Origin of the sequence: Achromobacter sp. Bel, from assembly GCF_012928505.1 — a bacterium.
GTDB lineage: Bacteria > Pseudomonadota > Gammaproteobacteria > Burkholderiales > Burkholderiaceae_B > Achromobacter.
Map to the genome: position 1 here is coordinate 74,389 of NZ_JABBJN010000019.1, position 22,890 is coordinate 97,278.

The following is a 22,890-nucleotide window of genomic DNA, read 5'->3' on the forward strand; positions in this document are numbered from 1 at the left end:
TCAAGAGTCGGCGAAATAGGGAAAAAAGGGGAAGGTCCGCCCTGCGCCACAGCATGGCGCAGGGGGTGGAAAAGCGGCGTGATGCCTATACCAGAACGCGCTCGATGCCGCCCGCGTTCGCGCGCTTCACGTAGTCTTCCATCCAGCCTTCGCCCAGGATGTGGCGCGCCATCTCGACCACGATGTAGTCCGCGTCCATGCCGGTGTCGCCTTCGTAGCGCGACAGGCCCTGCAGGCACGACGGGCAGGAGGTCAGCACCTTCACGTCGCCGGCAAAGCCGTCGCTGCGCAGCGCGGCGTCGCCCTTGAGCAGCTCTTCCTGCTTGCGGAAACGCACCTGCGTGGAGATGTCCGGCCGGCTGACCGCCAAGGTGCCCGACTCGCCGCAGCAGCGGTCGCTCTTGATGGCGTCATCGCCCACCAGGGCGCGCACGGTCTTCATGGGCTCCTGCAGCTTCATCGGCGTGTGGCAGGGGTCGTGGTACATGTAGCGCACGCCCTTGGCCCCTTCCAGCTTGATGCCCTTTTCAAGCAGGTACTCGTGGATGTCGATCAGGCGGCAGCCCGGGAAGATCTTGTCGAATTCATAGCCCGACAGCTGGTCATAGCAGGTGCCGCAGCTGACCACCACCGTCTTGATGTCCAGGTAGTTCAGCGTATTGGCGACCCGGTGGAACAGCACCCGGTTGTCGGTGATGATCTGTTCCGCCTTGTCCGTCATGCCATTGCCGCGCTGGGGATAGCCGCAGCACAGGTAGCCCGGCGGCAGCACGGTCTGCACGCCCGCATGCCACAGCATGGCTTGCGTGGCCAGGCCGACTTGCGAGAACAGGCGCTCGGAGCCGCAACCCGGGAAGTAGAACACCGCTTCCGTATCGGCGGTCGTGCCCTTGGGATCGCGGATGATCGGCACGTAGTTCGCGTCTTCGATGTCCAGCAGCTTGCGGGCGGCCTGCTTGGGCAGCCCGCCCGGCATCTTCTTGTTCACGAAGTGCACGATCTGCTCGCGCAGCGGCGGCTTGCCGACGGTGGCCGGCGGCTTGGCCGTCTGCTTCTTCACCAGGCCGGAAAACAGGTCATGCGCGGCGCGCTGAACCTTGTAGCCCACGCCCACCATCGCCTTGCGCGTGGCGTTGATGGTGGCCGGATCCTTGGCGTTCAAGAAGAACATGGCGCTGGCCGTGCCCGGGTTGAACGACTTGCGGCCCATGCGGCGCAACACGGCGCGCATGTTCATCGACACGTCGCCGAAATCGATGTCCACCGGACAGGGGTTGTAGCACTTGTGGCAGACGGTGCAGTGGTCCGCCACGTCTTCGAATTCTTCCCAGTGCTTCAGGCTGACGCCACGGCGGGTCTGCTCTTCGTACAGGAAGGCTTCCACCAACAGCGACGTGGCCAGGATCTTGTTGCGCGGCGAATACAGCAGGTTCGCGCGCGGCACGTGGGTAGCGCACACCGGCTTGCACTTGCCGCAGCGCAGACAGTCCTTGATGGATTCCGAAATGGCGCCGATGTCGCTTTGCTGCATGATCAGCGACTCGTGGCCCATCAGGTTGAAGCTGGGCGTCCAGGCGTGGCGCAGGTCGGCGCCCGGCATCAGCTTGCCGGCGTTGAAGTGGCCGTTGGGGTCCACGCGGCGCTTGTAGTCCTGGAACGGCGCCAGTTCGGCTTCGGTCAGGAATTCGTACTTGGTCAAACCGATGCCGTGTTCGCCGGAGATCACGCCGTCCAGGTCGCGGGCGATCTGCATGATGCGGTCGACGGCCTGATGGGCCTCGCGCAGCATCTCGTAGTCGTCCGAGTTGACCGGGATATTGGTGTGTACGTTGCCGTCGCCGGCGTGCATGTGCAGCGCCACGAACACGCGGCTCTTGAGCACGCGGCCGTGGATGGCGACCAGCTCATCGACGATCTTCTTGTAGGCGGCGCCCGAAAACGCGCGTTGCAGGCCGGGCAGCACTTCGACCTTCCAGGACACGCGGATCGTGCGGTCCTGCACGATGTCGAAGACGCGGGCGTCCGGTTGCGCGGCCAGGCGCTCGGTCAGCGCGGCATGCACATCGCCCAGGCCCAGCCCGTGCAGTGCCGGCAGGGCCTGCGCAAGCGGCAGGTCCAGATTGTCCAGCAACCACTGCCACCGCTGGCGCGTGGCGCCCAGCAGCTCCAGCGCCTGGCGCGTGCGCTCGGCCAGGACCTCGGCGCGGGTGCCGTCGATGTCCGCGTCGTCCGCCTTGCCCACGGGCAGCGGCGTGCACAGATAGGCGTCCAGCGCGCCCAGCAGCTTGAGCTTGTTGCTGGTGGACAGCTCGATATTGATGCGTTCGATGTGATCCGTGTATTCGCCCATGCGGGGCAGCGGGATCACGACGTCTTCGTTGATCTTGAAGGCGTTGGTGTGACGCGCGATCGCGGCGGTGCGCGAGCGGTCCAGCCAGAACTTTTTGCGCGCCTCGGCGCTGACGGCCACGAAGCCCTCGCCGTGGCGCGTGTTGGCCAAGCGGACGACTTCGCTGGCGGCAGCCGCCACCGCGTCGTCGTCGTCGCCGACGATGTCGCCGATCAGGACCATCTTGGGCAGCACGCCGCGCTTGCTCTTGGTGGCGTAACCCACCGCGCGCAGATAGCGTTCGTCCAGATGCTCCAGCCCGGCCAGGATGGCGCCACGCGCTTTGCCTTCGCCGTCCAGGTAGCCCTTGACCTCGACGATCGACGGGATGGCGTCGCGCGCCTGCCCGAAGAACTCCATGCAAACCGTGCGCGTGTGGCGCGGCATGCGGTGCAGCACCCAGCGCGCGGAGGTGATCAAGCCGTCGCAGCCTTCCTTCTGGATGCCCGGCAGGCCGGCCAGGAACTTGTCCGTGACGTCCTTGCCCAGCCCTTCCTTGCGGAACACGCGGCCTTTGATTTCCAGCGTTTCGGTCTTGAGCAGGCGTTCGCCGGGCTTGCCTTTGCCGTCGAACCACTTGAGTTCAAAACGGGCCAGCTCCACGTCATGGATCTTGCCCATGTTGTGGTCCAGGCGGCTGACTTCCAGCCAGTTGCCGTCCGGATCGACCATGCGCCACCAGGCCAGGTTGTCCAGCGCGGTGCCCCACAGCACGGCCTTCTTGCCGCCCGCGTTCATGGCGATGTTGCCGCCGACACAGGACGCTTCGGCGGACGTCGGGTCCACGGCGAACACGAAGCCGGCGGCCTCGGCCGCTTCCGACACCCGCTTGGTCACCACGCCGGCGCCGGCATGGATGACAGCCACGGGCTCGGTGAGCCCGGGCAAAATACAGGACTCGACCTTGCCCAGCTTGTCGAATTTTTCGGTGTTGATGACGGCCGACTTCCACGTCAACGGGATGGCGCCGCCCGTATAGCCGGTGCCGCCCCCGCGCGGGACGATGGTCAGGCCCAGCTCGATACAGGCGGTGACCAGCGCGGCGATCTCGTCTTCGGAGTCCGGCGTCAGCACCACGAACGGGTATTCCACGCGCCAGTCGGTGGCGTCCGTCACGTGAGATACACGCGACAGGCCGTCGAACTTGATGTTGTCGCGCGCCGTGATACGGCCCAGCACCTTCTGCGCCTGCTTGCGCATCATGGTGGTCTGGTCGAACTCGCCTTCGAACGCGGCGATAGCGGAACGGGCCCGGGCCAGCAGACCGACGACCTTTTCGTCGCGGTGCGGATCGTGACCTTCCTCGGTGGGCGTGCCCGGTTCGCGGCGGCGGTCGATCTCGCCCAGGCGGTGGTGCAAGGCGTCAATGAGCTGCTTGCGGCGCTTGGGATTGTCCAGCAGGTCGTCTTGCAGGTACGGATTGCGGCGCACGACCCAGATGTCGCCCAGCACTTCGTACAGCATGCGCGCGGAGCGGCCGGTACGGCGTTCGCCGCGCAGGTCGCCGAGCAGGCTCCAGGCGTCTTCGCCCAGCAGCCGGCCGACAATCTCGCGGTCGGAGAACGACGTGTAGTTGTAGGGAATTTCGCGCAATCGCGCGGGTGCTGCGGGCGGCATCGCCCCGTTCAAGATGTGGCTAGCGAGTGGGGCGTTCATGGCGGCAAGAGGGGCCCATAAAAAATTATTTTATGCCATTGGGCGGACTTGACCTCAAATACCCCTAAGAAGCCGGCCAAAAGCGGTGGGAAATGGTGGAAATCCGTCCCTATTTAAGCTGAAAGTCAGTATCAGACCTGCCCGGGGAAGAACCACAGCAAGCCGGACGTCATCACCAGATAACGCAAGAATTTGCCGATGGCCATATAGAGCACGCAGGGCCAAAAGGACAGTCGCAGCCATCCCGCCACCGCGCACAGCGGGTCGCCCACCGCCGGCAGCCACGACAGCAGCAGGGCCGGGGGGCCCATGCGGTGGATCCAGTCGTGCGCCCGCTCGTTCCAGCGCCCGCGCATGCGGCCGCTTTCGGTCGCGTCGGGGTGCGGGTGGGGGTGCTTTTCCTTCCAGCGCTGCATCGCGCGTTCGGCGCCCCACCCCATCCAATAGCTGATTGCGCCGCCTACGGTATTGCCGGCGGTGGCCACCAGGATGGCCGGCCAGAACATGTCGGGCGACAGCTTGATATAGCCAAACACCGCCGGCTCGGAGCCCAGCGGCAGCAACGTGGCGGATACGAGCGACACCGTGAAAATGGCCGACAGGCCCACCGAGGGCAGCGCCAGCACCCCAAGGAGCCAGTGAACAGCGGATAAGAGGCTTTCTTCCATGATGAGCGAGTGTAGCCGTGCGCAGGTGAATGACGATCGGGCATCGATTCGGCCGTTCCCGTCCACGTAGCGTCATCACGGGCATAAACCTTTCAGGCGCTACGGCTTTCCCTGCAATAATCGTGCCCACGTCCCCACTCTTGTCCCTGCAGCAGTCCATGTCCACTGATTACCTGAAACGCATCCTGACCTCGAAGGTTTACGACGTCGCGGTTGAATCGCCGCTGGAAATAGCGCCCCAGCTATCCGCGCGGATCTCGAATACGGTCCTGCTCAAGCGCGAGGACACCCAGGCGGTTTTCAGCTTCAAGCTGCGCGGGGCGTACAACAAGATGGCCAATCTTGCGCCCGCGGTACGCAACCGCGGCGTCATCGCGGCATCGGCCGGCAATCACGCCCAGGGCGTGGCGTTGGCCGCCAGCCGGCTGGGCTGCCGCGCCGTCATCGTCATGCCCACGACCAGCCCGCAGGTGAAGATCGACGCGGTGCGCCGGCTGGGCGGCGAAGTCGTGCTGGCGGGCGAGAGCTTCACCGACGCCTACGCGCACGCGCAGATCCTGGAAAAGAAAGAAAAGCTGACCTTCGTCCACCCCTTTGACGATCCCGACGTGATCGCCGGCCAGGGCACGGTGGGCATGGAGATCCTGCGCCAGCACCCGGGCCCCATTGACGCCATCTTCGTCGCCATCGGCGGCGGCGGGCTGATTTCCGGCGTGGCCGCCTATATCAAGCAGCTGCGGCCCGAGATCAAGATCATCGGCGTGCAGACCGAAGACTCCGACGCCATGCTGCGCAGCGTGCGCGCCGGCCGCCGCGTGCAACTGAGCGACGTGGGCCTGTTCTCGGACGGCACCGCCGTCAAGATGGTGGGCGCCGAAACCTTCAAGCTGACCCGCAAATACGTCGACGACTTCGTGGTGGTCGACACCGATTCGATCTGCGCCGCCATCAAGGACGTGTTCCAGGACACGCGCAGCGTGCTGGAGCCCGCAGGCGCCATGGCGGTGGCCGGCGCCAAGCAGTACGCAGCCGAACACCACCTGAAAGGCAAGACGCTGGTGGCCATCGCCTGCGGCGCGAACATGAACTTCGACCGCCTGCGCTTCGTGGCCGAACGCGCCGAAGTGGGTGAAATGCGCGAAGCCGTCTTCGCCGTGACCATGCCTGAGCAGCGCGGCAGCTTCCGCCGCTTCTGTGAACTGGTGGGCGAACGCAGCGTCACGGAATTCAACTACCGCATCTCGGATGCGGACCGCGCCCATGTCTTTGTCGGCATCCAGGTGTCGTCCGCCGCCGAACCGGACAAGATCGCCGCGAACTTCCGCCGCCACGGTTTCGACACGCTGGACCTGACGCACGACGAAATGGCCAAGACCCACCTGCGCCACATGGTGGGCGGGCGCTCTTCGCTTGCGCGCGACGAATTGCTGTACCGCTTTGAATTCCCGGAGCGCCCGGGCGCGCTGATGCGTTTCTTGAACGCAATGAATCCGGACTGGAACATCAGCCTGTTCCATTACCGCAACCAGGGCGCCGACTACGGCCGCATCCTGATCGGCATCCAGGTGCCGGCGGCGGACAAGAAGCAATTCCGCACGTTCGTGGCCGAACTCGGCTACCCGCATTGGAACGAGACCGACAACCCGGCCTACAAGCTGTTCCTGTAGCGGCGGCGCCAGGCGCCGCACGGCCGCCCCAATGCGAGAGGGCCTCCTGGCGGAGGCCCTTCCCTTCTGACCGTCAAACACGCCCGGCCGGACCCAAGTAGGGGGGGGTTCGCTGTCACTCGGCGGCTTACGGAGATAAGCCGCGCATTCAGCAAGGTCCGGCCGGGCGCTTTGCCGCTTAGAACCGGTGACGAATACCCATTGCGACCGCGGTGTCGCGCGCATCGTGCTGGAATGCGTAGTTGTCGCCGTAGGAGGCGTACGCGTACAGGTTGGTGCGCTTGGTGAAGTCGTAGGTGTAGCCCAGGCTGTACACGTTGAACGTGGCGTCGTCGCCCGTCAGCTTGTCGTTGCCCGGGGTTGCGCGCTGCCACGAACCGAACACGGCGTGACGGCCCAACGGCACGGTGGCGCCGATCAGGTACGAGTTGGCGCGGAAGCCGTCAGCCAGCTTGAACGAGCCCAGGTTGTTCATGCCATCGGGCGTGGTGCCCATGTTCTGGCCGACGAACCAGCCGTCGCGGGTCTGGCCGAACGCGGCAGCCAGCTTCACGACTTCAAAGTCGTACGAACCGCCGATGATGTATTCCTGGATGCGGGCCGAGTCTTGGCCGCCGACGCGCTTGTTCGTCGGATCGAAACGGTCGTAGGCAAGCGCCAGGTTCAGCGGGCCGTTGACGTACTGCACGCCGGCAGTCAGCACGCGGTTGTTGTCGCCCGTGGCGAAGCCGGTCTGGGTCGTGTCGCTGACGCTGTCGTCGGCGCTGAACGAATAGCCCACGCCCACCTTGAAACCGCTCAGGCTCGGGGTCTGGTACAGGACCATGTTGTCCAGGCGCATCGTGTTGGCGCTGCCGAACGTGGTGCCCATGTTGGCGGTGTTGTAGCTGATCGAGAACGGGTCGATCGAACCGAAGTACTTCGACGCCAGGTTCGTCTGGCGGCCGAATTCAAGACGGCCCCACGAGTCGCTGTCCAGGCCCACGGTGGCCTGGCGGCCGAACAGGCGGCCGTTCTGCAGCGATTTACCGTTCATGGGGCCGAAGCCGCCTTCCAACGTGAACACGGCGCGCAGGCCGTCACCCAGGTCTTCCGTGCCGCGCAGGCCGAAGCGCGAACCGCTGCTCACGCCCTGCACGCCACCGAAACGGCTTTGCGACACCCCATTGAACTTCACTTGCTCGTAGCCGATACCGGCGTCGATCAAGCCGTACAGCGTCACGGAGTCTGCGGCTTGCGCGGCGCCGGCAAAGCCTGCCAACAACGCGACGGCCAATAGCGTCTTCTTCATATAAGTCCCCAAAATGGCGAGATGAAAGGCATCCGCAAACGCGCCATCCGAACGACGGGGCCTTTGCGTGCCGCTGCGAACAAGCAGGCGGCGTCTGCACTGAATCTAGTGTCCGGCTTGCGGCAACCCGAAGTAACACGGATTTCGACGAACTACTTTCCATGGTTGGGATAATGACGGCAAGCTGATACCTCGCCGGGATCGGAAACCTGCGTTAACGCCTTGAAAATAAATATGAATCATTGCTCGCAAATCGGGAACGCCCGGCGTCCGAGCCGTTCGGCGCGCCGGATTCAACGACAACACTTGTTCGCGCGGGCGGACAGTTTTGCGGCAAAAACGCCACACTGTTTCGTCGCCCCCGCCCCCGGCGGACAATAAAAAACCCCTCGGCGTCTCAAGGGGTTTCTCGTGACCATCGGGGGCAGGCGTCGGGCGCCAGGCTTACTTGCCCTTGGGCGGGTAGTCCAGTTCACCGAAGGTGTATTCGCCGCGGGCCTTGGCTTCGGCCAATTCCTGGCGGACTTGTTCGCGCGTCTTGCCGCCGGATTGCGACACGGCGGCGCGGGGCGGGTAATCCAGTTCGGCGGTCGTGACCTGCCCGGCGGCCTTGGCGCTTTGCAATTCTTGCTGGACCTGGTCGCGCGTCATGCTGGTTTGCGTTGCGGCGGCGGGCGGGTAGTCCAGTTCGCCGAACGTGACCTGGCCGGCGGCCTTGGCGGCCTGCAGTTCTTGTTGGACCTGTTCACGCGTCTTGCCATCGGCGTGGGCGGCGGACATGCCTACCAGGGTTGCGGTGACCATAAGTGCGGTTGCTAGTGCTTTCATTGTGATGACTCCATCCTAAACCTTGCACAGCGTCTTCTGCCAGGCTGGCAGGTGCGATGTGACCGTTTGATTGATGGAACGAAGTATCTGGTGATTGGCGCCTAGTAAAAACCCTTATTTTGGTGAACATATTTTCACGGGTGGGACAATTGCACGATGTATCCGGTGCAATGTGCGCGATTCTTGCGCAGTTCCCCTGTAGACCCAGGCACGACAAGCCTTGCGGGCGTTCAGCCCCAAGCAAGCTGGGTAACGGGATACGTGCCCGCCGCCCGGGGAACAGGATGTTCCGTGTGGATAAATAGACATTTCTGCTGGCGGGACAATAATTCCATTTATCATACAAACCTGCCAGAAATGGAATTTTGAGTGTAGAGGGCCTTATGGATATCCAGCTTAACGACATCGCGCTTTTCGTCGAAGTCGCCAAGCGCAAGAACTTCAGCCACGCGGCGGAAGCCTTGAATATTCCAACCTCCACGCTCTCTCGACGGGTCAGCGAACTGGAACGCAGCGTGGGCATGCGCCTGTTGAACCGCAGCACGCGCAAGATCGACCTGACCGAAGCGGGCGCCATCTACTTTGAACGCTGCCGGCATATCGTGGAAGAAGCGCGCATTGCGCACGACCAGCTGCTCGACATGGCGGTGCAGCCCAAGGGCCGCCTGCGCATTTCGCTGCCCACGAGCCTGGCTCAGTTGTTCCTGCCCGCCGTCATCAGCGAATTCCGCGAGCAGCATCCCGACATCGAATGCGATTTCGATTTGAGCATGCGCCCGATCGATCCCATCAGCAATCCGTTCGACCTGATCCTGCGCTTCGGGCAACAGCCCGATTCCAGCCTGATCTCGCGCAAGATCGTGCTGATGGCCCACCAGCTTTACGCCTCGCCCGACTATCTGGCCCGCCACGGCGAGCCGCGCGTGCCCGCCGACCTGACGCACCACGAATGCCTGCGGCCGACCATGCGCGAAGAGTCATCCTTCTGGATGCTGCATTCGGGTGATAAGGTGGAACGCGTGCAGGTGTCCGGCCGCTTGTCGGCGAACAATGTGGGCATGCTGGGGCGCCTGGCCGGCCAGGGCCTGGGCATTACGCCTCTGTTGGTGTTCGATGCGATGGAACGCGCCATCAAGCAAGCGGGATTGGTGCGGGTGCTTCCCGACTGGAGCCTGACGCCCCTGCCGCTGTTCGCACTGTTGCCTTCTCGCATGCTGCCCGCCAAGACCAAGGCATTCCTGGATTTCATCCAGCCCCGGCTATCGGATTCCTGATCCGGGCGCGGCGGCTTGGCCGCGGCCCCGTTACGGTTACGGCGTGGCGTCGCCGTACTGACAGACCGTATAGAGCGGCGTGCCGGTGGCGGCCACCTTGGCCGAACCGCCCAGATCGGGCAGATCGATGATGGCGGCCGCTTCGACCACGTTTGCCCCCAGCCGCTGAAGCAGCTTGATGGCGGCCAGCATGGTGCCGCCCGTGGCGATCAGGTCGTCGACCAGCAGCACGCGTTGGCCGGTGCGCACGGAATCCGTATGCATCTCGACCGCGGCATTGCCGTATTCAAGCGAGTATTCCTCGGCCACGGTGCGGTAGGGCAGCTTGCCCTTCTTGCGCACCGGCACGAAACCCAGATTCAGCTCATAGGCCAGCACGCTGCCCACAATGAAGCCGCGCGCGTCCACGCCCGCCACCAGATCCAGGCGCTGGCGCATATAACGGTAGACGAACAGATCGATCAGCACCCGGAACGCGCGCGGGTCTTGCAGAACCGGCGTGATGTCGCGGAACACGACACCCGGTTGGGGCCAGTCCGGAACACTGCGGATGGTGCGCCGGATGTACTCGGCGTTGTCGGTCTGCATGGAAGGCGGCCCTGAAGAATTGAAGCAAGGCGAACTATAACCCTGCCACTGCGCTTAAGCCAGGATTGCCGCCAGTGACAAGTCATGTAAGCGCGCATCGCGCAATTCGTAGCAGCGGTCGACCGCGCCGGGGGGCAGCGCCGCGTGCGTGGCCAGCACCACGGTGCGTCCCCGCACCGCCCGTTCCAGGTCATTGAAGAAGTCGGTTTGCGCCGCGGCGTCCAGGCCGGCGGTCGGTTCATCCAGCACGATGACCGCCGCCGGCGACAGCAGCGCCCGCGCCAGGCACAGGCGGCGCGCCTGGCCCGCCGACAGCTGCGAGCCCGTCTCTCCCGCCCAGGTATCCAACCCGTCGGGCAGGCCACGCACGAAATCGCCCAACCTCGCCGCGTCCAGCGCGCCCCATAGCGCGGCGTCATCCGCGCCGGGGTCCCCGATCAGCAGGTTCGTGCGCAACGTGCCCAGGAAGACGGGCGCATCCTGGGACAGCAAGGCGATGCGACGATGCCAATCCGCCTGCGTGCAATCGCGCGCGTCGCAGCCGCCAAAGCGCACGCGCCCCGATTCCGGATCTTCCAGGCGCAGGATCAGATGCAGCAGCGTGGATTTGCCCTGCCCGCTCGCCCCCACGATGGCGACACGCTCGCCCGGCTCGATCCGCAAGTCCACGCCGTCCAGCACCGCCGGGCAAGCGCCCTCCCCGCGGGACGGATAGCGGAACACCACGCCGTCCAGCTCCAGCGCGCCCGCGGGCGGCAAGGCGCGTGGGGCCGGCGCGTCCTGCATGTCGGGCTGCGCTTGCGTCACGTCCCGGATCCGCGCGGCCGCCGACATGGCCGACCCCATGCGGGAAGCGCCGCGCATGATGGGACCCGCCACTTCGAAAATGCCGATCACGGCCAGCAGCAGCCCGACCAGCACCGGACCTTCAATCCGCCCCGCCTCATGCGTCCCCAACCCAAACCACAGCAACGCCAACACCGAGAGGCCGGCCGCGACTTGCAGACACCACTGCCCGCGCGCTGCCACCCGGGCCTGGCTGCGGCGCGCCCGCGCGCTGGCGTCGCACAGCCGTTCGAAATGCGCGGCGGTCGGCGCCTGGGCATGCAACGCCACCATATCCGCGTGCCCGTCCACCGCATCCAGCGTGGCCGCACGCAGCCCTGCCGCGCTTTCCTGAGCGGCCGCGCCCGGCTTGCGCGCCGCGCGCAGCAGCCACGCCGGCACCAGGACACAGGCGGTCAGCAACGCCAGCGCAAACGCCAGCGCGGCGGCAGGCACCCACATGCCCAGCACCGCCGTCAGTACGGCGCCGCCCAGAATGGCGGTTGCCAAAGGCGCCAGCACGAACAGGAAGACGGTATCCAGCGCGTCGACGTCGCCCGTCATGCGCGCCACCAGATCGCCGCTGCGGTACTTCGCCAACTGGCGCGGCGTCAACCGGATCAGCGCCCCGAACACCGTGGCGCGCAGATCCGCCAACAGGCGCAACGTGGCCGAATGGCCCACGACGCGGTCCGCATAGCGCGACACAATGCGCAGAAAAGACAGGCCGCGCACCAGGGCGGACGGCGCGAACAGGTTGAACACTCCGCCCGCCCCCGCCAACGCCGCGCCCGTCAGGAACCAGCCGGACACGCCAAGCAATCCGACGCCTGCCGCGACCGTCGCCAACGCACAGAATAATGCGAGTAAAAGCCCGCTTTTACGGCGTACGTACAGGGGCGCCAGCAACAACAGGTTCTTCATGCGTCTTCCAATTTCCCGCGCACCACCCGCAACACGCGGCCAAACCGGGCAGCAACCGTCGGCGAATGCGTCGCCAGCAGCAAGGTGCGGCCCGTGGAGAATGCCAGGATTTCATCCAACACCCGCGCCTGGGTCGCCTCGTCCAGGTGCGCGGTGGGCTCGTCCAGCAGGATCAGCCCGGGATCGCGCAGGAACAGGCGCGCCAACGCCACGCGTTGTGCCTGCCCCCCCGACAGGCCATGGCCCCGGCTGCCCAGCAGCGTGTCCAGGCCCTGCGGCAGCGCGTCCGAAAACTCAAGCACACAGGCGCGCCGGGCGGCTTCCCGCAGGTCGGCGTCGGACGCCCCCGGCCGGCCCAGCCGGATGTTGTCGGCGATCGACCCGGCCAGCAATTGCGGCTTCTGCCCGATCAGCCCCACGCGCTGGCGCAAAGCGGCTTCGTCCCAATCGTCCAGCGGCACGCCGTCCACGCGCACGTCGCCGTCGAATGGCCTCAACCGGGCAACGGCCTCGATAAGCGTCGACTTGCCGATGCCGCTGGGGCCCATCAACGCCACGTGTTCGCCCGGCGCCAGCCGCAACGCGGCGTCGACCAGCACCCGCTGACCCCGCCCCGGCGCCGTCACGCACAAGCCCGTCACCTCGACTGGCGCGCCGGCTTCCGACGCCCGCGGCACGACGGTTCCGCGCCCGGCCGACGTCGGCTCGGCAGCGTCGTCTTGCGGCAACCCATCGAACAGCACGGCGATTTGCGTCACGGCAGCCAACGCCGTGGCGCGGTCGTGATAGTGCGCGGCGAACTGACGCAACGGTGCATAGACTTCCGGCGCCATCAGCAGGCAGAACAGCCCCGCCTGCAAGGTCAAGGGCGACCACCGCACATCCAGAAATCCAAGATAGGTCAGGCCGATGTAAACGGCCACGCCCGCCACGCCCAGCGCGGCGAAAAACTCCAGTACGGCGGACGACAGGAAAGCGATTCGCAGCACCGACATCGTGCGCTGGCGCAACGCATCGCTGGCAGCCACGACGGAAGCCGCCTCGGCTTCGGCGCGGCCATAAAGTTTCAGCGTCGACAGGCCGCGCAACCGGTCGGCGAAGAAACCGGACAAGCGGGCGAAGGCGCGCAGGTGGCGGCGGCTGGCGCCTTGCGCGCCCCACCCCACCAGGGCCATGAACAACGGGATCAGCGGCGCGGTGATCAGCAGCACCAGGCCCGCGATCACGTCCACCGGCAACAGCAGCACCGAAAACGCCACCGGCAGCATCGCGGCGGCGGCCATCGCAGGCAGGTACTTGGAAAAGAAGCCGTCCAGGGCCTCGACCTGGTCCACGACCGCGCTGGCCAATTCACCCGATGCCTTGCCGCGGCTCCAGTACGGGCCCTTCGCGACCAAGCGGGCGAACAGCGACTGGCGTACATGGCGCTTGATGCGTTCGGCGGCGTCCGCCCCAGCGCGTTCGCCCGCCCAGGTGATGCACGCGCGCAGCAGCATCAAGCCGGCGATGCCCAGGATGCCAGCCAGCAATTCCTGGCGCGGCGCCTGGCGGACGATGGCCGCGTCCAGCACGCTCGCCAGCAGCCAGGCCTGCACGACCAGCAAAGCGCCGCTGGCCAGCGGAGCAGCCCCCGCGAAAATCAGCGGAACCCGCGCCGCCTTGGCAAGCGCCATCAACCACCGCGACTGTTCGCGCGGCGGTTTCTGCAGGCTGGCCGAGGGATCGTGCTCGAGGGTGCTAGCGCCGCCGCTCACTCGTCGCCACGGCTGGCGCGCGGGTCATGCGAATGCCCTTCGCGCAGCTCGAACCACATCGCATTGAGGATGGCGAACGCACACGCCAGGCCCAAGCCGAGTATCCACGAGAAATACCACATGGTGGAGGCTCCTTTTCAGTATGAGTTGGGCGTGTCGCCCACGGAATCATGGGTGACCTTGCCGCGCATGACGCGATACACCCAGGCGGTGTAGAGCGTCACGATCGGCAGGAAGATGACGACCGCGATCACCATGATCCATAGCGTCAGATGGCTGGACGACGCGTCCCAGACGGTCAGGCCGGCTTGAGGATTGGTCGAGGACGGCATCAGGAACGGGAACAGCGAGAAGCCCACCGTCAGAATCACGCCTGTAATCGATAGCGCGGAGGCCAGGAACGACAGGACATGGGCGCGCACGCTCAACAGCAGCAGCACCAGCACCGCGCCCGCTACGCCCAGCGCCGGCGCGATCCACATCAACGGCCATTTCGCGTAGTTGGCCATCCAGGCGCCGGCCTGCACGCTCACGGACTTGAGCATGGGATCCGACGGCCCCTTCATGTCGACCGCGCTGGTGATGACGTGCCCGCCCAAGCCACCCGCCACCCAGAAGCCGCCCGCGACGAACAGCGCCACCGTCAGCAACGCCAGCAGGCGCCCCCAGTTGCGGGCCCGCGAAGAAATCGGGTCTTCCGTGCGCCAGGCCAGCAGCACCGCGCCGTGCATGGCCAGCATCACCACGCTCAGCACGCCGCACAACAGGGCGAATGGCGTGAACAGCTGATAGAAATGGCCTTCGTACACCATGCGCAGCGCAGAGCCCTGGAACGTGAATGGCACGCCAAGAATGATGTTGCCGACCGCCACGCCGAACACCAGCGAGGCCACCACGCCCGAAAAGCACAGCACGCCGTCCCAGCTGTTGCGCCAGCGGGTGCCTTCCATCTTGCTGCGGTACTTGAAGCCCACGGGACGCAGGATCAGCGCGATCAGCGCCAGCATCATCGCCAGGTAGAACCCGGAGAACGACGCGGCATACAGCAACGGCCAGGCGGCGAAGATCGCGCCGCCCGCCGTGATCAGCCAGACCTGGTTGCCTTCCCACACCGGGCCGACCACATTGATCACCACACGGCGCTCGGCATCGGTCTTGGCCACGACGGGCAGCAAGGCGGCCACGCCCAGATCAAAGCCGTCCATAACGGCGAAGCCGATCAGCAAGGCGCCCAGCAGCGCCCACCAGATCACACGCAAGGTGCCATAGTCAAAAGGAATAAGGGTATCCATCTGCTTCTCCCCCTCAGGCGCGCACGGCGGCGCGCACAGGATCGGCGGCGGCGTTGCCCGCTACCGGCCCATCGGATTTCGGACCCGCCTTGATGGCGTGCAGCATCACCTTCACGCCGATGATCAGGAGGACCGTGTACAGCACCAGGAAGATCGCCAGGCTGATGGCCAGGTCGGCGATCGTCAGGCCCGAGGCGGCGTAGTACGTCGGCAGCACCCCCTCGATCACCCAGGGCTGGCGGCCGTATTCAGCCACGAACCAGCCGCTTTCAATGGCGACCCACGGCAGCGGCAGGCTCCACAGCGCCACCTTGAGCAGGCCGCGGCGACTGTCCAGGCGCCCGCGGGAGGCCAGCCAGAACGCCACGCCGAAGAACAGGATCAGGTACATGCCCACCGCCACCATGATGCGGAACGCCCAGAACAGCGGCGCCACATTGGGCACGGTGTCCACCGCGGCCTTCTTGATGTCCGCTTCAGTGACCTTGCTCATGTCTTCCTGGTAGCGCTTGACCAGCAAGGCGTAGCCCAGGTCGGGCCAGGTCTTGTCGAAGGTCAGGCGCGCGTCCACGTCCTTGGGATTGGCGCGTATCTTCTGCAGGGCGTCGTACGCGACCATGCCGTCGCGGATGCGGTTCTCGGCGCGCAGGATCAGGTCGTCGATGCCCAGCAACGGCGTGGTCAAGGAACGCGTGCCGATGATGCCCATGACGTACGGGATCTCGATGGCGAAGTCGTTCTTGCGCTCTGCCTGGTTCGGGATCGCGATCAGGTTGAAGGACGCGGGCGCCGGCTCGGTGTGCCACATGGACTCCATCGCCGCGATCTTCATTTTCTGGTGTTCCGTGGTCAGGTAGCCGCTTTCGTCGCCCAGCACCACGACCGACAGTGCGCCCGCCAGGCCGAAGCTGGCGGCGACCGCCATCGAACGCTTGGCCAGGTCGGTGTGGCGGCCCTTCAACAGGTACCAGGCGCTGATCGACATCACGAACATGGCGCCCGCGACGTAACCCGCGCTGACCGTGTGCACGAACTTGGCTTGGGCCACCGGGTTGAAGATCACCGCCGCGAAGTCGGTCATCTCCATGCGCATGGTGTCGGGATTGAAGATCGCGCCCACCGGGTTCTGCATCCAGCCGTTGGCGATCAGGATCCACAAAGCCGAGAAGTTCGTGCCGAACGCCACCAGCCAGGTCACGACAAGGTGGCTGACCTTGGACATGCGGTTCCAGCCGAAGAAGAACAGGCCGACGAAGGTGGCTTCCAGGAAGAAGGCCATCAGCCCTTCCAGCGCCAGCGGCGCGCCGAAGATGTCGCCGACATAGTGGCTGTAGTAGGACCAGTTCATACCGAACTGGAACTCCATCACCACGCCGGTAGCGACGCCAAGCGCGAAGTTGATGCCGAAAAGGGTGCCCCAGAACATGGTCATCCGCTTCCAGATGGGGCGGCCGGTCATGACGTACACGCTTTCCATGATGGCCAGGATGAACGACAGGCCGAGCGTGAGAGGGACGAACAGGAAGTGGTAAAGCGCGGTCGCGGCAAACTGGAATCGCGACAGATTTACGACGTCGAGATCAATCATTGGGACGCTCCCAAGCAGTTGAGGTGCCGCGGCAACCGGCATGGTTCCCAGGCCGTCTCTCGCGCCATCTTACGGGCGTTACATACAACTTCATAGAGGTTTCCTGAAAAATCGGGGCGCATCGGGAACTCAGCCCTTGCCCCGCAATTTGCCGGCGAAGCCCAGCACTTTCTGCACTTGCGACCCCAGTCGCATGAGCTTTTGCACCGTCTCCGGGGGCAGGCGTTGAACCTCATCGAACCATCCGGAAGACAGTTCGATGAGCTCCAGCATTTCGGTCATGCGCTGCTGCGCGTAGGCGTCGTTGGGCCCCGACGGGGTCTCCAGCAAGGTGTCGCGCAGCAGGGTGAGCGTGGGATTGATTTCGCGCTTGCGCTTTTCTTCCATCAGGATGCGGAAGATCTCCCAGACGTCTTTGGGTGTCTCGAAGTAGTCGCGGCGATCGCCGACTTGATGGATCAGCTTGACCAGCCGCCAGGACTGCAACTCTTTCAGCCCCAGGCTGACGTTCGAGCGCGAGAACCCCAGGGTTTCGGCGATGTCGTCAGCATTGAGCGGCTCGGGGTGCAGGAACAGCAACGCGTAGATCTGGCCGACGGTGCGGTTCACGCCCCAACGGCTGCCCATTTCGCCGAAATGCAGCACGAAACGTTCGTTTTGAGGAGTGAGAACCATGAGTTATCGGCGCCAGCGGGTCAGGATCACGGCATGGCTGATAAATACAGTTACACCGCTTTCAGTAATTCCTGAAATTATCGAACAAACTGTGAGAAAGCGCAAACCACACACCTGGCAGGGGCAATCGCACAAGCCCCCGCTTCGGGGCCCGGGCGGACGGCCAGGGTCAAACTCCGGATACGGGCCGCGGACGGCCACCCAATGCAAACAGCCACCGGCCGTAGGGCGGGTGGCTGTAGACGGGGGCGACGCCCCGGCAGAAATTAAAAGGGACGAGCTTTATGCGGCGGTGTCAGCCCGCCTTGACCGAGACGGCGGCGGACACCCGCTTGGCCTTGGCGCGGGCGGTCGCCACGTCGTCGGCGACGGCCAGGCCCACGCCCATGCGGCGCTTGACGAAGGATTCCGGCTTGCCGAACAGGCGGATGTCGGTGCCGACTTCGGCCAAGGCTTCCGCCACGTTATGGAACGAGACGGCCGCAGCATCCACCCCGCCGTAGATGACGCTGCTGGCGCCCGGCTGGCGCAGGCGCGTATCCACCGGCAGGCCCAGCAGCGCGCGGGCGTGCAACTCGAATTCGTTCTGGGCCTGGGTGATCATGGTGACCATGCCCGTGTCGTGCGGGCGCGGGCTGACTTCCGAGAACCAGACCTGATCACCGGCCACGAAGAGTTCGACGCCGAAAATGCCCAGCCCGCCCAGGTCGGCCGTGACCGCCAGGGCGATTTCCCGGGCGCGTGCCAGCGCGGCGGGCGACATGGGGTGCGGCTGCCAGCTTTCGACGTAGTCGCCGTCGACTTGCTTGTGGCCGATGGGTTCGCAATACCGGGTCTCGACCGTGCCGTCGGCGCCGCGGGCGCGGACGGTCAACAGGGTGATTTCGTAGTCAAAGCGGATAAAGCCTTCGACAATGGCCCGCCCGCCGCCCACGCGGCCGCCTTCCTGCGCGTACCGCCACGATTGCGCCACGTCGTCGGCGGTTTTGATCACCGACTGGCCCTTGCCCGACGAAGACATGACCGGCTTGATGACGCAGGGGTAGCCGATGCCCCCGTCGATGGCGGCGCGCAGTTCCGCCTCGGTATCGACGAATTTGTACGGGGATGTGGGCAGGCCTAGCGTCTCGGCCGCCAGGCGGCGGATGCCCTCGCGGTTCATGGTCAATTGGGCGGCCCGGGCGGTGGGGGTCACGCGCGCCACGCCGGCCGCTTCCAGCTCCACCAGCAAACTCGTGGCAATAGCCTCGATTTCGGGGACAATAACGTGCGGCCGTTCCTGTTCGATGATCTTCTTCAGGGCGTCCGCGTCGGTCATCGAGACCACGTGCGCCCGGTGCGCCACCTGATGGCCGGGCGCATCCGCGTACCGGTCCACCGCGATGACTTCCACGCCCAGCCTCTGCAGGGCAATGATGACCTCTTTACCCAATTCGCCGGATCCGAGCAGCATGACTCGGGTGGCCAGGGGGGACAGGGGCGTGCCAAGGACGGGGCTGGAAATGCTGGACATGGAGCGGGCCTGGATAGAAGGATTGAAAGCCGTTGAAAACAGCCGCCAGGATGCCATACGCCCCTGCCGGGGGCAAACCCGCATACTGATATTAAAATCGCCGCATGACTGATCATCCCACTACATCGTCCGATACCGCGCTGGCATCTGCGCGCAGAACGCTGCAAATCGAAAGTCAGGGCCTGCTGGACCTGTCTGCCCGGCTGGACGACACCTTCACCCAGGTCGTCGCCCTGCTGCTGGCGTGCCGTGGCCGCGTGGTCGTCACCGGCATCGGCAAGACCGGCCATATCGCCCGCAAGATCGCGGCGACGTTCGCCTCGACCGGCACGCCTGCCTTCTTCGTGCATGCCGCGGAGGCCGTCCATGGCGACCTGGGCATGATCACGCAGGACGATGTCGTCATCGCCATCTCGTATTCCGGGGCGGGCCAGGAGCTCCTGACCATCCTGCCCGTGGCGCGCCGCATGGGCGCCAAGCTGGTGGCGATCACCGGCAACCCCCAATCGGAACTGGCCCTGCTGGCCGACGTGCACCTGGACGGCAGCGTGGCCGTGGAGGCCTGCCCACTGAACCTGGCCCCCACCGCCAGCACCACGGCGGCGCTGGCCCTGGGCGACGCCCTCGCGGTCGCCTGCCTGGAAGCCCGCGGCTTCGGTCCGCAGGATTTCGCGCGCTCGCATCCGGGCGGCGCCCTTGGCCGCCGCCTGCTGACCCACGTGCGCGACGTGATGCGCCAGGGCAACGCCCTGCCGATCGTGCTGGCCGGCACCCCGGTGTCGCAGGCGCTGGAAGTCATGTCCAACAAGGGCATGGGCATGACGGTCGTCACCGACGCGCAGCACCGCCCGCTGGGGATCTTCACCGACGGCGACTTGCGCCGCCTGATCGCCCGGCACGGCGATATCCGCAGTCTGACCGTGGAGGCGGGCATGACCCGGTCGCCACGCAGCATCAACCCCGACGCGCTTGCCGTCGAAGCCGCCCAGCAGATGGACGAGCTACGGCTCAGTCAGATGCTGGTGCTGGACAATGACGGCGCGCTGCTCGGCGCCTTGCACATGCACGATCTGATGGCCGCTAAAGTGGTATGACTATGAATCTTCCTGCTTCCGTGACTCACCCGGCCGAAGCGCTGGTCCTTGCCCGTATCCCCGCCACCGTGCGCGACCGCGCCGCGGCCGTACGCCTGATGGTGTTCGACGTCGACGGCGTGCTGACCGACGGCAGCCTTTACTATGGCGAAAGCGGCGAACTGCAGAAGCGCTTTAACGCGCTGGACGGCCACGGCCTGCGCCTGCTGATGGAGGGTGGGCTGAAAGTGGCGCTGATGACCGGCCGTTCGGGCCCCATCGTGGCGCGCCGCGCCGCCGAACTGGGCATCGCGGAAGTCATGCAGGGCGTGCGCGACAAGGGTTCGGCCCTGGCAGAACTTGCGCAGCGCAACGGTGTCCAACTGAACCAGACCGGCTATATGGGCGATGACATCATCGACCTGCCGGCCATGCAGCGCGCAGGCTTCGCCGTCAGCGTGCCGAACGCGCCCGGCTATGTCAGCCAGGCGGCGCATTGGATCTCGACGCAACCGGGCGGCAGCGGCGCGGTGCGCGAATGCTGCGACCTGCTGCTGGCCTCGCAGGGACGCCTGGGCGCGTTCCTGGCGGCGCCGGGCCTGCTGGGTCCCGGCGCTATCCAATGACCCTCTTGAACACGCATACGCCCGCGCGGCGAACCTGATGAAAGAACGTTTCCCTTCACTGATCGCGCTGTTCCTCCTGCTGGTGCTCGTCACCAGTTCCTGGTGGGCCGCCGATTACGCGCAACGCGCCATCCAGGTGGACCCGCCGCGCCGCATCACGCACGAGATGGACGCGTGGTCGCGCGATTTCGTGATGCTGCGCACCGATCCGACGGGGCGCCCCATCAATCGGCTGGAAGGCGAATACGCCGAACACTTCCCCGACGACGACTCCTATCACATCACCGCGCCGCGCGCGGTGGGCCAGCGCGAAGCCAACCCGATCACGGTGGGCGTTGCGAAGACCGCGGTAATGGAGCAAGGCGGCAAGCGCATCGTCATGAATGGCGACGCCCACGTGCATCGCCAGCCCGACGCCAACAACGACATACTGGACGTGCGCAGCCAGCAGTTGATCATCCTGCCGGACGAAGATGTGGTTTTCACCGACCTGCCCGCCGAGGTGATCAAGGGCCGTTCGCGCATGAACGGCAAGGGCATGCACTACAACAACAAAACACGCCAATTGCAGGTATCCGCGTCAACGGACGTCGAGATCGCCGGTTCCGAAGGCAAGCAACAGCGCCGGACCGAGATACCCGCCAACAACTCTGACCAGAAGAAACCATGACCGACCTCCGGATTCTCCTTGCCCCGACGACCCGCCTGCTTGGCGCGGTCCTGCTGACGGCTTCGGTGCTTGCGCCGGCGCACGCGCAGGATGCCACGCCCAAGCCCGCGGCCGGCGCCAGCAAGGCGGCAGCCCCCGCCGAGGAGCCCAGCACGCTGATCCTGTCGGACACCCTGCACTATGACGACGTGAAGAAGCAAAGCGTCTTTACGGGCAACGTCAACATGACGCGCGGCCTGATGACGCTGACCTCCGACACGCTGGAAATGCACGAGGACGCCCAGGGCGGCCAATACGGCACGGCCACCGCCAACAAGGGCAAGGTCGTGACCATCCGCCAGGAACGCCCCGAGACGTTCGAACTGATCGAAGGCAAGGGCCTGCGCGCCGAATATGACGGCACCAAGAGCACTTTCGACCTGATCGGCCAGGCCGTCGTCATCCGTTACGTCTGTGGCAAACCGTTCGACACGATTCGCGGCGAACGGGTACGCTACAACGAGAAAACCGGCACGTACGAAGCCCAGGGCGGTCCGAATTCCGCCGCCGCCGGCGGACGGGTCCGCTCGGTCGCCGAACCGCGCGCCAAATCGGATGCCGCGGTCGCCGAATGCCGCAAGCAGCAAGCCGCCAAGAAAGGGCGTTGAACCGCCCCCCATGCAACACCACTCGCAGCCACGATGAACCAACCCTCTGTGCCGACACCCGTGACCTCCGCCCCCTCGGGGGTCAAGCAGGGCAGCCTGCGCGCAACCGGTTTGCGCAAGACCTATAACGGCCGGACCGTGGTGCAGGACGTGTCCCTGTCCGTGGTCAGCGGCGAAGTCGTCGGCCTGCTGGGCCCCAACGGCGCCGGCAAGACCACCAGCTTCTACATGATCGTGGGCCTGGTGCCCGCGGACGCTGGCCGCATCGAAATCGACGGCTCGGTCATCACGGCGATGCCGATCCACAAGCGCGCCCGCATGGGCCTGTCGTACCTGCCGCAGGACGCCTCCGTGTTCCGCCGGCTGACGGTGGAGCAGAACATCCGCGCGGTGCTGGAACTGCAGGTCGGCGCCGACGGACGCCCGCTGTCCACGCCGAAGATCAACGAGCAGATGGAGTCCTTGCTGGAAGAGCTCCAGATCGGCCACATCCGCAGCAACGCCGCGATCTCGCTGTCGGGCGGCGAACGCCGCCGCGTGGAAATCGCGCGCGCGCTGGCCACCAGCCCGCGCTTCATCTTGCTGGACGAGCCCTTCGCCGGCGTGGATCCCATCGCCGTCATCGAAATCCAGCGCATCGTCCGGTTCCTGAAAGGCCGCGGCATCGGCGTGCTGATCACCGACCACAACGTGCGCGAAACGCTGGGCATCTGCGATCGCGCCTACATCATCAGCGAGGGCAAAGTGCTGACCGACGGCCACCCCGACGAAATCGTGGGCGATCCGGCCGTGCGCCGCGTCTACCTGGGCGAGCACTTCCGCATGTAACAGGCCCCCTGGGGAAGACCCCTAGCCCCCTCTCGGGCAAGGGCGGATACACCCCGGGGACTCCGCCATAAAAATGCCATGTTCTTGCGCTAGGTCAGCTTGTTTTATCGGCCC

General features: G+C 65.5%; 19 protein-coding genes. 7 read left to right on the plus strand and 12 right to left on the minus strand.

What is annotated here, in order from left to right; all coding sequences use genetic code 11:
* Nucleotides 1-85: 85 nt before the first annotated feature.
* Nucleotides 86-4,045, minus strand: coding sequence for an FAD/FMN-binding oxidoreductase (locus HG262_RS14070; RefSeq protein WP_169271613.1), 3,960 nt, complete (start codon nucleotides 4,043-4,045; stop codon nucleotides 86-88).
* Between the two features lie 131 nt (nucleotides 4,046-4,176).
* The gene (locus HG262_RS14075; protein WP_169271614.1) at nucleotides 4,177-4,713 is read right to left on the minus strand and encodes a YqaA family protein; all 537 of its coding nucleotides are present in this window, start codon (nucleotides 4,711-4,713) and stop codon (nucleotides 4,177-4,179) included.
* A gap of 158 nt (nucleotides 4,714-4,871) precedes the next feature.
* Between HG262_RS14075 and ilvA the strand changes: the two genes are divergently transcribed.
* Entirely contained in the window at nucleotides 4,872-6,380 is a 1,509-nt protein-coding gene (gene ilvA / locus HG262_RS14080) for a threonine ammonia-lyase, biosynthetic (protein ID WP_169271615.1), read from the plus strand.
* Between the two features lie 178 nt (nucleotides 6,381-6,558).
* Here ilvA and HG262_RS14085 read toward each other — a convergent pair whose 3' ends face one another.
* Nucleotides 6,559-7,671, minus strand: a complete 1,113-nt coding sequence (locus HG262_RS14085) for a porin (RefSeq protein WP_169271616.1) — start codon at nucleotides 7,669-7,671, stop codon at nucleotides 6,559-6,561.
* 444 nt (nucleotides 7,672-8,115) lie between these two features.
* On the minus strand, nucleotides 8,116-8,499 hold the full coding sequence (locus HG262_RS14090) for a DUF4148 domain-containing protein (RefSeq protein WP_169271617.1): 384 nt from the start codon (nucleotides 8,497-8,499) through the stop codon (nucleotides 8,116-8,118).
* A gap of 383 nt (nucleotides 8,500-8,882) precedes the next feature.
* Here HG262_RS14090 and HG262_RS14095 point away from each other — a divergent pair, with 383 nt between their 5' ends.
* Nucleotides 8,883-9,773, plus strand: coding sequence for a LysR family transcriptional regulator (locus tag HG262_RS14095; protein ID WP_006224713.1), 891 nt, complete (start codon nucleotides 8,883-8,885; stop codon nucleotides 9,771-9,773).
* Between the two features lie 36 nt (nucleotides 9,774-9,809).
* On the opposite strand, the gene HG262_RS14100 is transcribed toward HG262_RS14095, so the two are convergent.
* From HG262_RS14100 to purT, 8 genes are all read right to left on the minus strand, one after another.
* A complete protein-coding gene (locus HG262_RS14100) occupies nucleotides 9,810-10,361 on the minus strand; it encodes an adenine phosphoribosyltransferase (protein ID WP_088588704.1) in 552 nt (183 codons plus the stop codon).
* 54 nt (nucleotides 10,362-10,415) lie between these two features.
* Entirely contained in the window at nucleotides 10,416-12,110 is a 1,695-nt protein-coding gene (gene cydC / locus HG262_RS14105; RefSeq protein WP_169271618.1) for a thiol reductant ABC exporter subunit CydC, read from the minus strand.
* On the minus strand, nucleotides 12,107-13,783 hold the full coding sequence (gene cydD, locus HG262_RS14110) for a thiol reductant ABC exporter subunit CydD (protein ID WP_248293358.1): 1,677 nt from the start codon (nucleotides 13,781-13,783) through the stop codon (nucleotides 12,107-12,109). The genes cydC and cydD overlap by 4 nt, the downstream gene beginning before the upstream one ends.
* 77 nt (nucleotides 13,784-13,860) lie before the next feature.
* Nucleotides 13,861-13,986: a cytochrome bd-I oxidase subunit CydX gene (gene cydX, locus HG262_RS14115; protein ID WP_105555915.1), complete on the minus strand. Its 126-nt coding sequence runs from the start codon at nucleotides 13,984-13,986 to the stop codon at nucleotides 13,861-13,863.
* Between the two features lie 15 nt (nucleotides 13,987-14,001).
* Nucleotides 14,002-15,156 (minus strand): cytochrome d ubiquinol oxidase subunit II, encoded by a 1,155-nt coding sequence (gene cydB / locus HG262_RS14120; protein WP_169271620.1) that lies wholly within the window; start codon nucleotides 15,154-15,156, stop codon nucleotides 14,002-14,004.
* A 13-nt stretch (nucleotides 15,157-15,169) separates the two neighbouring features.
* Complete coding sequence (locus HG262_RS14125) at nucleotides 15,170-16,744, minus strand: cytochrome ubiquinol oxidase subunit I (RefSeq protein WP_169271621.1); 1,575 nt, start codon at nucleotides 16,742-16,744, stop codon at nucleotides 15,170-15,172.
* Nucleotides 16,745-16,873: 129 nt separating this feature from the next.
* Entirely contained in the window at nucleotides 16,874-17,419 is a 546-nt protein-coding gene (locus HG262_RS14130) for a GbsR/MarR family transcriptional regulator (protein ID WP_006224720.1), read from the minus strand.
* Nucleotides 17,420-17,714: 295 nt separating this feature from the next.
* Nucleotides 17,715-18,932, minus strand: a complete 1,218-nt coding sequence (gene purT / locus HG262_RS14135; RefSeq protein ID WP_169271622.1) for a formate-dependent phosphoribosylglycinamide formyltransferase — start codon at nucleotides 18,930-18,932, stop codon at nucleotides 17,715-17,717.
* Nucleotides 18,933-19,036: 104 nt separating this feature from the next.
* Between purT and HG262_RS14140 the strand changes: the two genes are divergently transcribed.
* Genes HG262_RS14140 through lptB form a run of 5 tightly spaced genes read left to right on the plus strand, consistent with a single transcriptional unit; the run spans nucleotide 19,037 to nucleotide 22,776 of the window.
* Nucleotides 19,037-20,026, plus strand: coding sequence for a KpsF/GutQ family sugar-phosphate isomerase (locus tag HG262_RS14140; protein WP_169271623.1), 990 nt, complete (start codon nucleotides 19,037-19,039; stop codon nucleotides 20,024-20,026).
* Complete coding sequence (locus HG262_RS14145; RefSeq protein WP_211187297.1) at nucleotides 20,023-20,631, plus strand: HAD hydrolase family protein; 609 nt, start codon at nucleotides 20,023-20,025, stop codon at nucleotides 20,629-20,631. Before HG262_RS14140 ends, HG262_RS14145 begins: the two co-directional genes overlap by 4 nt.
* Nucleotides 20,632-20,668: 37 nt before the next feature.
* Nucleotides 20,669-21,301, plus strand: coding sequence for an LPS export ABC transporter periplasmic protein LptC (gene lptC, locus HG262_RS14150; RefSeq protein ID WP_169271625.1), 633 nt, complete (start codon nucleotides 20,669-20,671; stop codon nucleotides 21,299-21,301).
* On the plus strand, nucleotides 21,298-21,948 hold the full coding sequence (gene lptA / locus HG262_RS14155) for a lipopolysaccharide transport periplasmic protein LptA (RefSeq protein ID WP_169271626.1): 651 nt from the start codon (nucleotides 21,298-21,300) through the stop codon (nucleotides 21,946-21,948). The genes lptC and lptA overlap by 4 nt, the downstream gene beginning before the upstream one ends.
* Before the next feature lie 33 nt (nucleotides 21,949-21,981).
* Complete coding sequence (gene lptB, locus HG262_RS14160; protein ID WP_169271627.1) at nucleotides 21,982-22,776, plus strand: LPS export ABC transporter ATP-binding protein; 795 nt, start codon at nucleotides 21,982-21,984, stop codon at nucleotides 22,774-22,776.
* Nucleotides 22,777-22,890 lie beyond the last annotated feature (114 nt).

Coding starts and splice junctions, on each gene's coding strand:
- HG262_RS14070 (WP_169271613.1), bottom strand. CDS start 4,045: ATGAACGCCCCACTCGCTAGCCACATCTTGAACGGGGCGATGCCGCCC.
- HG262_RS14075 (WP_169271614.1), bottom strand. CDS start 4,713: ATGGAAGAAAGCCTCTTATCCGCTGTTCACTGGCTCCTTGGGGTGCTG.
- ilvA (WP_169271615.1), top strand. CDS start 4,872: ATGTCCACTGATTACCTGAAACGCATCCTGACCTCGAAGGTTTACGAC.
- HG262_RS14085 (WP_169271616.1), bottom strand. CDS start 7,671: ATGAAGAAGACGCTATTGGCCGTCGCGTTGTTGGCAGGCTTTGCCGGC.
- HG262_RS14090 (WP_169271617.1), bottom strand. CDS start 8,499: ATGAAAGCACTAGCAACCGCACTTATGGTCACCGCAACCCTGGTAGGC.
- HG262_RS14095 (WP_006224713.1), top strand. CDS start 8,883: ATGGATATCCAGCTTAACGACATCGCGCTTTTCGTCGAAGTCGCCAAG.
- HG262_RS14100 (WP_088588704.1), bottom strand. CDS start 10,361: ATGCAGACCGACAACGCCGAGTACATCCGGCGCACCATCCGCAGTGTT.
- cydC (WP_169271618.1), bottom strand. CDS start 12,110: ATGAAGAACCTGTTGTTGCTGGCGCCCCTGTACGTACGCCGTAAAAGC.
- cydD (WP_248293358.1), bottom strand. CDS start 13,783: ATGGCGCTTGCCAAGGCGGCGCGGGTTCCGCTGATTTTCGCGGGGGCT.
- cydX (WP_105555915.1), bottom strand. CDS start 13,986: ATGTGGTATTTCTCGTGGATACTCGGCTTGGGCCTGGCGTGTGCGTTC.
- cydB (WP_169271620.1), bottom strand. CDS start 15,156: ATGGATACCCTTATTCCTTTTGACTATGGCACCTTGCGTGTGATCTGG.
- HG262_RS14125 (WP_169271621.1), bottom strand. CDS start 16,744: ATGATTGATCTCGACGTCGTAAATCTGTCGCGATTCCAGTTTGCCGCG.
- HG262_RS14130 (WP_006224720.1), bottom strand. CDS start 17,419: ATGGTTCTCACTCCTCAAAACGAACGTTTCGTGCTGCATTTCGGCGAA.
- purT (WP_169271622.1), bottom strand. CDS start 18,932: ATGTCCAGCATTTCCAGCCCCGTCCTTGGCACGCCCCTGTCCCCCCTG.
- HG262_RS14140 (WP_169271623.1), top strand. CDS start 19,037: ATGACTGATCATCCCACTACATCGTCCGATACCGCGCTGGCATCTGCG.
- HG262_RS14145 (WP_211187297.1), top strand. CDS start 20,023: ATGACTATGAATCTTCCTGCTTCCGTGACTCACCCGGCCGAAGCGCTG.
- lptC (WP_169271625.1), top strand. CDS start 20,669: ATGAAAGAACGTTTCCCTTCACTGATCGCGCTGTTCCTCCTGCTGGTG.
- lptA (WP_169271626.1), top strand. CDS start 21,298: ATGACCGACCTCCGGATTCTCCTTGCCCCGACGACCCGCCTGCTTGGC.
- lptB (WP_169271627.1), top strand. CDS start 21,982: ATGAACCAACCCTCTGTGCCGACACCCGTGACCTCCGCCCCCTCGGGG.